This window comes from Pseudomonas sp. P5_B2, from assembly GCF_056400445.1.
On sequence record NZ_JBFULH010000170.1, the window covers coordinates 1 to 8,265 of the forward strand.

General features: G+C 59.2%; 9 protein-coding genes. 6 read left to right on the forward strand and 3 right to left on the reverse strand.

Features of this window, described 5'->3' with window-relative positions:
• Positions 1-144: 144 nt before the first annotated feature.
• The 6 genes from AC1DRJ_RS14645 to araH all read left to right on the forward strand — a co-directional run bounded on the left by AC1DRJ_RS14645 (position 145) and on the right by araH (position 6,601).
• Positions 145-861, forward strand: coding sequence for a FadR/GntR family transcriptional regulator (locus AC1DRJ_RS14645; protein WP_477802791.1), 717 nt, complete (start codon positions 145-147; stop codon positions 859-861).
• A 132-nt stretch (positions 862-993) separates the two neighbouring features.
• Entirely contained in the window at positions 994-1,869 is an 876-nt protein-coding gene (locus AC1DRJ_RS14650) for an SMP-30/gluconolactonase/LRE family protein (RefSeq protein ID WP_477802792.1), read from the forward strand.
• A 196-nt stretch (positions 1,870-2,065) separates the two neighbouring features.
• Positions 2,066-2,884: an SDR family oxidoreductase gene (locus AC1DRJ_RS14655; protein WP_477802793.1), complete on the forward strand. Its 819-nt coding sequence runs from the start codon at positions 2,066-2,068 to the stop codon at positions 2,882-2,884.
• A 122-nt stretch (positions 2,885-3,006) separates the two neighbouring features.
• Entirely contained in the window at positions 3,007-4,011 is a 1,005-nt protein-coding gene (locus AC1DRJ_RS14660; RefSeq protein ID WP_477802794.1) for a substrate-binding domain-containing protein, read from the forward strand.
• Positions 4,012-4,075: 64 nt separating this feature from the next.
• Positions 4,076-5,620: an L-arabinose ABC transporter ATP-binding protein AraG gene (gene araG, locus AC1DRJ_RS14665; RefSeq protein WP_477802795.1), complete on the forward strand. Its 1,545-nt coding sequence runs from the start codon at positions 4,076-4,078 to the stop codon at positions 5,618-5,620.
• A 12-nt stretch (positions 5,621-5,632) separates the two neighbouring features.
• Positions 5,633-6,601 carry an L-arabinose ABC transporter permease AraH gene (araH, locus tag AC1DRJ_RS14670; RefSeq protein WP_150780700.1) on the forward strand — a complete coding sequence of 323 codons (969 nt, stop codon included), beginning with the start codon at positions 5,633-5,635 and terminating at the stop codon, positions 6,599-6,601.
• Positions 6,602-6,795: 194 nt separating this feature from the next.
• Here araH and AC1DRJ_RS14675 read toward each other — a convergent pair whose 3' ends face one another.
• The 3 genes from AC1DRJ_RS14675 to AC1DRJ_RS14685 form a co-directional block, all read right to left on the reverse strand.
• On the reverse strand, positions 6,796-7,050 hold the full coding sequence (locus AC1DRJ_RS14675) for a hypothetical protein (RefSeq protein ID WP_477802796.1): 255 nt from the start codon (positions 7,048-7,050) through the stop codon (positions 6,796-6,798).
• A gap of 44 nt (positions 7,051-7,094) precedes the next feature.
• Positions 7,095-7,418: a hypothetical protein gene (locus AC1DRJ_RS14680; RefSeq protein WP_477802797.1), complete on the reverse strand. Its 324-nt coding sequence runs from the start codon at positions 7,416-7,418 to the stop codon at positions 7,095-7,097.
• A 101-nt stretch (positions 7,419-7,519) separates the two neighbouring features.
• The gene (locus AC1DRJ_RS14685; RefSeq protein ID WP_477802798.1) at positions 7,520-8,173 is read right to left on the reverse strand and encodes an HD domain-containing protein; all 654 of its coding nucleotides are present in this window, start codon (positions 8,171-8,173) and stop codon (positions 7,520-7,522) included.
• Positions 8,174-8,265 lie beyond the last annotated feature (92 nt).

An 8,265-nucleotide genomic window follows, 5' to 3' on the forward strand; every position in this document is an offset into this window, starting at 1 on the left:
GCCTTCGCGAGCAAGCCCGCTCCCACATTTGATTTGTGACTGCCGTTGAATCTCATAAAAAATCCAATTGACACTCAATCATATGATGATTAGCGTAGACCTCCATCGCGAACGGCTTTTTGCCGGCCCTGCATCGAGGTTTTCATGTCCAGCAGTTTTCATGCGTCGACCGTTGATTGGCTGGGTTGCTGGATTGCCGCTGGCCAGGTGAAGCCCGGCGACACGCTCAAGGTCGAAGCTGATCTGGGCGAGCAGCTCGGTGTCAGTCGCACGGTCATCCGCGAAGCCATCAAAACCCTGGTCGCCAAAGGCATGCTCGAAGTCGGGCCGAAAGTCGGCACGCGGGTGTTGCCGGTGCGCCGCTGGAACCTCTTCGATCCACAAGTCGTCGGTTGGCTGTCACGCAGCGGATTGCCGGAAAACTTCGTCGACGATTTGCTCGACCTGCGCCGTACCATCGAACCCATGGCCGTGCGCTGGGCCTGTGAACGGGCCACGGTCGAGCAAGTGCAGGCCGTGCTTCTGGCCTACAACGCGCTGGAGCGGGCAGTTGAAAGCGGTGTCGATTACAACCGCGCGGACCAGATATTCCACGAGTGCATCCTCGCCGCCAGCCACAATCAGTTCATTGAGCAAATGGTCCCAGCCTTGGGCGCGTTGCTCGCGGTGTCGTTCGAAGTCTCAGCTGCCGACCCCGACGAACTGCGCCGCACATTGCCTATTCACAAAGACATGGCCGATGCCATCGCCGCCCGTGACGCCGCGCGCGGGGTGTGGGCCTGCATGACTCTGATCGATAACGCAGACCTGGCGATCAAACGCTTCTACCCGCAAGTCATGGCCGACAAAAAAGCCGGCTGACCCACAATTCCCTTGTAGGAGCCGAGCTTGCTCGCGATGACTGAATCAAATTCAACATAGATGCCACCTGATCCACCGCTATCGCGAGCAGGCTCGCTCCCACATAAAAAGAAGAACAAGGCAGGAGGTTTCATGACGTTGAATGCGTTGACCCAGCACCGTGCGCGGCTTGGCGAAGGCCCTTTCTGGGACGTGCCGACGCAGGCGCTGTACTGGGTCGATATCGCCGGCAAACAAGCGCTTCGGCTGATCGGCGCCAACGTACAGATCTGGGAAATGCCGGAACATATCTCCGCGTTCATCCCCTGCGAAAGTGGTGATGCGCTGGTCGCGTTGAGCAGTGGCGTCTATCGACTGGACCTCGACTCACCGGGCCTTGAGCCGCGCCTGACCTTGCTCTGCGTGGCCGACCCGCAACCCGGCAATCGCCCCAATGAAGCCCGTTGTGATGCGCAGGGCCGGCTCTGGCTCGGCACCATGCAAAACAATATTGGCGAAAACGGCGATGACTTGCCTGTCACGCGTCGTTCCGGCGGCCTGTTTTGCATCGACCGTAATGCCCGGGTAACGCCACTGCTTCGCGGGCTGGGGATTCCCAACACATTGCTTTGGAGCGATGACGCGACGACGCTGTTGTTTGCCGACAGCCTGGACGCCACGCTGTACCGGTATTTCATCCATGCCGACGGCAGTCTGGACACCGCTTGCGTTTGGTTCGGCCCCGATAAGCGTGGCGTTCCCGACGGCTCGGCGATGGACGCCGAAGGCTATGTGTGGAACGCCCGCTGGGACGGCAGCTGTTTGCTTCGGCTGACTCCGGACGGTCATGCTGATCGAATCATCGAACTGCCTGTCAGCCGTCCCACCAGTTGCGTATTTGGCGGCGAAGACCTGAAAACCCTGTACATCACCAGCGCTGCAAGCCCGCTCGACCATCCACTGGATGGCGCAGTGTTATCGATTCGAGTGGATGTAGCCGGAAAGCCCTGCACACGTTTTGCTGGATAGGTCCCAAAATATGGGATGTAAAATTATATATTGAGATTATTTGGTGGGCGGGTTTATAGTCGGCCATCAGTTACACGCACTCACACTTAAAAAAACAAAACAGGTGAAGTGATGCAGCGATTTTCCAAACAGTCTTTTGACCGGACATCGACAGATGCCCGGTTTTTGTCGTGCCTGCAAAAAGGAGTGTTGATTCATGGCTGAATCGCTTTCCTTGCCCCCGGTGGCCGATCCGCCCAAGGGCGAGCGCCTGAAAAACAAGGTGGTGCTGCTGACCGGGGCCGCTCAGGGCATTGGTGAGGCCATCGTTGCGGCGTTTGCAAGCCAACAGGCGAAGCTGATCATCAGCGACATCCAGGCTGAAAAAGTCGAGCAAGTCGCGGCGTATTGGCGCGAACATGGTGCCGATGTGGTGGCGCTGAAGGCTGACGTATCGCGCCAGCAAGACCTGCACGCCATGGCCAGACTCGCGGTCGACCTTCATGGCCGGATCGACGTATTGGTCAACTGCGCCGGGGTCAATGTATTCCGCGACCCACTGGAAATGACCGAAGAAGACTGGCATCGCTGCTTCGCCATTGACCTCGACGGCGCTTGGTACGGTTGCAAGGCGGTATTGCCGCAAATGATCGAGCAGGGCATCGGCAGCATCATCAACATTGCTTCGACCCATTCCAGCCACATCATCCCGGGGTGCTTCCCGTACCCGGTGGCCAAGCACGGTTTGCTCGGCCTGACCCGCGCACTCGGCATCGAATACGCGCCGAAGGGCATTCGCGTCAACGCCATCGCGCCGGGCTACATCGAAACCCAATTGAACGTGGATTACTGGAACGGTTTTGCCGACCCGCACGCCGAGCGTCAGCGCGCCCTTGACTTGCATCCACCGCGTCGCATCGGGCAGCCGATTGAAGTGGCCATGACCGCCGTATTCCTGGCCAGCGATGAAGCGCCTTTCATCAATGCCTCGTGCATCACCATCGATGGTGGACGCTCAGTGATGTATCACGACTGAGCAAAGCGGCTTTCAGGCGCGGAACTTCGTCTGAAATCCAATCATCATACGATATGACTATTTGCTTCATCGTTTTTACCGGCTGCAAATAACGCTCAAAAAAAATAACAAGGAGTCAGCTTATGAATCGTCGTCGTGGGATCCGTTCCCTGTGCTGTGCCGCTTTGGCGGTCACCGCGGTTAGCCTGAGCAGTACGCTGCTGGCGGCCGAGGAAGTGAAAATCGGTTTCCTGGTCAAGCAAGCGGAAGAGCCTTGGTTCCAGACCGAATGGGCATTCGCCGAAAAGGCCGGGAAAGAGAAAGGCTTCACCCTCATCAAGATCGCCGTGCCGGATGGCGAGAAAACCCTCTCGGCCATCGACAGCCTCGCCGCCAACGGTGCCAAGGGCTTCGTGATCTGCCCGCCCGACGTGTCCCTGGGCCCGGCGATCATGGCCAAAGCCAAGCTGAACGGTTTGAAAGTGATCGCCGTCGATGACCGCTTTGTCGATGCCAGTGGCAAGTTCATGGAAGACGTTCCGTACCTCGGCATGGCCGCGTTCGAAGTGGGTCAGAAACAAGGCGCCGCCATGGCCGCCGAAGCGAAGAAACGCGGCTGGGAATGGAAAGACACCTACGCGGTGATCAACACCTTCAACGAACTCGACACCGGCAAGAAACGCACCGACGGTTCTGTCAAATCGCTGGAGGACGCCGGCATGCCGAAAGACCACATCCTGTTCTCGGCACTGAAAACCCTCGACGTACCGGGCAGCATGGACGCCACCAACTCGGCGCTGGTGAAACTGCCGGGCTCGGCGAAAAACCTGATCATCGGCGGCATGAACGACAACACCGTGCTCGGCGGCGTTCGCGCCACCGAAAGCGCGGGTTTCGCGGCGGCCAATGTCATCGGGATCGGCATCAATGGTACCGACGCCATAGGCGAACTGAAAAAAGCCAACAGCGGTTTCTTCGGCTCGATGCTGCCTAGCCCCCACATCGAGGGCTACAACACCGCCAGCATGATGTACGAGTGGGTCACCACCGGCACAGAACCGGCGAAATTCACCGCGATGGACGACGTGACGCTGATCACACGCGAGAACTTCAAGCAGGAACTGGAAAAGATCGGCCTGTGGAACTGAGGCGTGGTTGATTTCAACGGTGGCCCCGGTGACGGGGCAGCCTGACCTGTAAAGAGGTGGTTTTATGCACGCGCAAGTACAGACACACGAACACAACGTTGGCGGCAGCCTGCGCTTCAAAGGGATCGGCAAGACCTTTCCCGGGGTGAAGGCGCTGGACAACATCAGCTTCGTCGCCCATCCGGGGCAGGTTCATGCCTTGATGGGCGAGAACGGCGCCGGCAAATCCACACTGCTGAAAATCCTCGGCGGCGCTTACACGCCCAGCAGTGGCAGCCTGCAGATCGGCGAGCAAACGATGGCATTCAAGTCCACCGCCGACAGCATCGCCAGCCGCRTCGCGGTGATCCATCAAGAGTTGCACCTGGTGCCCGAAATGACCGTGGCAGAGAATCTGTTCCTCGGGCATCTGCCGGCCAGTTTCGGCCTGATCAATCGCGGCGCCTTGCGCCAACAAGCATTGGCTTGCCTCAAAGGCCTGGCCGATGAAATCGATCCGCAAGAGAAAGTCGGGCGCCTGTCCCTTGGTCAGCGGCAACTGGTGGAAATCGCCAAGGCGCTTTCCCGTGGCGCGCATGTGATTGCCTTCGACGAACCGACCAGCAGCCTGTCGGCGCGCGAGATCGACCGTCTGATGGCGATCATCGGACGCCTGCGCGATGAGGGCAAAGTGGTGCTGTACGTCTCGCATCGCATGGAAGAAGTGTTCCGCATCTGCAACGCGGTGACGGTGTTCAAGGACGGTCGTTACGTGCACACGTTCGAGGACATGAGTGAACTGACCCACGACCAATTGGTGACGTGCATGGTCGGTCGCGATATTCAGGATATCTACGATTACCGTCCTCGCAAGCGTGGCGCGGTGGCGTTGAAAGTCGATGGCCTACTCGGCCCCGGCTTGCGCGAGCCGGTGAGTTTCGAGGCGCACAAAGGCGAGATCCTGGGGTTGTTCGGACTGGTCGGTGCCGGGCGCACGGAGTTGTTCCGTCTGCTTAGCGGGCTTGAACGCAACACCGCCGGACGCCTGGAATTACGCGGCCATGAACTGAAACTGCGCTCACCTCGTGATGCGATTGCGGCCGGGATTCTGCTGTGCCCCGAGGACCGCAAGAAGGAGGGCATCATCCCGCTCGCCAGTGTCGGCGAGAACATCAACATCAGTGCACGCGGCGCCCACTCCACCTTCGGCTGCCTGTTGCGCGGTCTGTGGGAGAAGGGCAACGCCGACAAACATATCAAGTCGCTGAAAGTGAAGACGCCGAGCGCCGAGCAGAAAATCATGTACCTGTCCGGTGGCAATCAACAGAAGGCCATTCTCGGCCGCTGGCTGTCGATGCCGATGAAAGTCCTGCTGCTGGACGAACCGACCCGCGGCATCGACATCGGGGCCAAGGCCGAGATCTACCAGATCATTCATAACCTGGCCGAAAGCGGCATCGCGGTGATCGTGGTGTCCAGCGACCTGATGGAAGTGATGGGTATTTCCGACCGCATTCTGGTGCTCTGCGAAGGCGCGATGCGCGGCGAGCTGTCTCGCGCAGAGGCCAATGAATCCAACCTGCTGCAACTGGCTTTGCCGCGCCAACGCGCTGACGGCGTGGCGAACTGAGAGGTGACTATGATGACAACCCAAAACAACGTACTGCCGACCCAGCGTAAACCTCTGGACCTGCGGCGCTTTCTCGATGACTGGGTGATGCTGCTGGCGGCAGTCGGGATCTTCGTGCTCTGTACGTTGCTGATCGACAACTTCCTTTCACCACTGAACATGCGCGGCCTGGGGTTGGCGATTTCCACGACGGGGATCGCGGCGTGCACCATGTTGTATTGCCTGGCATCCGGTCACTTTGACCTGTCGGTGGGGTCGGTGATCGCCTGTGCCGGCGTGGTCGCAGCGGTAGTAATGCGCGACACCGACAGCGTGTTCCTCGGCGTGAGTGCCGCGCTGGTGATGGGGCTGATTGTCGGGCTGATCAACGGGATCGTGATTGCCAAACTGCGGGTCAATGCGTTGATCACCACGCTGGCGACCATGCAGATCGTTCGCGGTCTGGCTTACATCTTCGCCAACGGCAAAGCGGTCGGCGTGTCGCAGGAGCAGTTCTTCGTCTTCGGTAACGGCCAGTTGTTTGGCGTGCCGGTACCGATCCTGATCACCATCGTCTGCTTCCTGTTTTTCGGCTGGCTGCTGAATTACACCACCTACGGGCGCAACACCATGGCCATCGGCGGCAACCAGGAAGCAGCGTTGCTGGCCGGGGTCAACGTTGACCGGACCAAGATCATTATCTTTGCCGTGCATGGCGTGATTGGCGCGTTGGCCGGGGTGATCCTGGCGTCGCGCATGACGTCCGGGCAGCCGATGATTGGCCAGGGTTTTGAGCTGACCGTGATCTCGGCCTGTGTGTTGGGCGGGGTGTCGCTGAGCGGCGGGATCGGCATGATTCGGCATGTGATTGCCGGGGTGTTGATTCTGGCGATTATCGAGAATGCGATGAACCTGAAGAACATCGACACGTTTTACCAGTATGTAATTCGCGGATCGATTTTGTTGCTGGCTGTGGTCATTGACCGCCTGAAACAGCGCTGATACCCCGTTACGGGTAGGAGCATGCTTGCCCGCGAAAGCGGTGGGTCTGAGGCATTAGTGTTGGATTTGCCAACGCCATCGCGAGCAAGCTCCCACAGTGGATCTGTGTCGATCACAAATCCTCCTGTGGGAGCGAGCCTGCTCGCGATGGGGCCAGTAAATTCAACAACAATCCTGAATTTTACCGAGCGTATTCAGCTATCCAGCTTGCGAGCCGCCTCAACCCCGGCACTGCTGAGTTTGATCGGCAGATTCACTGTGTGCTCGCCAGCCTCATTGCAGCTCACATGGCCGTGTTGAATCAGTCCTCTATCCTGCAGGGCGGCGAGGGTGCTGGCCACGATTTTCTCCCCCCGATAATTGTCCAGAACCTCTTTGCCCAAGCCACTTGGGTGGGCATGCAACAGGCGGATCAGGACTTCTTTTTCCAGGTTTTTATCGTCGTTCATGCTTACCTCTTGATGGGTGTGGAGAGGTCGCTCGCGTGGGTGAGCTATTGATTGGCACCGCCCTCGGAACCCGAGCCACCGGTGGTGGTTTTCGAGCCGATGCCGCCGGCATTATCGGGTGTCTGGGTGTCGGGCATGTTCAGTCCACCTTGGCGGCCCGCGTCATTGCCCTGAATCCGTGGGTCAGTGCCCGTCGTGGGCGGCAGGCTGCTGTCGACCCCGGTGCCGTTGGTGTTCATGCTGGGTGCACTCTGGACGGCGGGCGCTTTCGGGCCCTCGACCGGGTTGGTCGGGCCTGTTCCTTCAGCGAACGCGGCGCAGGACAGCAGTGAGGTGAGAGCAAGGGCGGTCAACCTGGACATGAACATGGCATCGTCTCCGTTTATAGAGTCTCTACCTGATATTGGTCCGTCCGCAATTTGGATTGGTGCCTGATGAATGACGAACGGTCCAGGCCTGCAGGTCTGCTTCAGTCGACGCCGATTTCTTCCTTGAACTGCTCCATGAAACCCTTTAACCGCTCATGCCTGATCTGCGCGAGACGTCGACCGGTCGGTGTCTGGAAACCGTCCGCCAGGTGCAGCAGCTTGGTCTGGAAATGGTCGAGGCAAAAACGTGTGTCGTCGTAGTCCCGGTGCTTGGCTTCCGGATCCTGTGGATCGTACAACGCGCTGCCCATGCGCCCGGCAACGTAGAACGTGCGCGCGACACCGAGCAGACCGAGGGAATCGAGGCGGTCGGCATCCTGCATGATTTTCGCTTCGAGCGACGTAGCGGGAATGTTGGCGGAGAAGCTGTGAGCTTCAATGGCATGGACCACCGCGCAGATTTTTACGCGGGACCAATGCAAGTCTGCCAACACGGCAGATGCTTTCTCAGCGGCCAGTCGCGATGCGCGCGAACGCAGCGGCGAGTTCTTCTCCACCGCCACGCAATCATGCAATAGCACTGCCGCCAGCAGCACCTCAAGATCGCCCCCTTCTTGCGCATGAATCGTGCGCACGTTGTGCCAGACCCGCTGCAAGTGCGAGAGGTCGTGGGCGCCGTCCTCTGCGGGTTCCAGCGCGTGGGGCAGCAACTGAGCCGCAAGGGTTTGCAGAGGTGCGAAAGCATCAGTGGTCATAACAGTCCTTTGAAGTGAGCGCGTTTTTGTGGCGAGGAAGCTTTTGTGGCGAGGGGGCTTGCCCCCGTTGGACTGCGCAGCAGTCCCTGCTC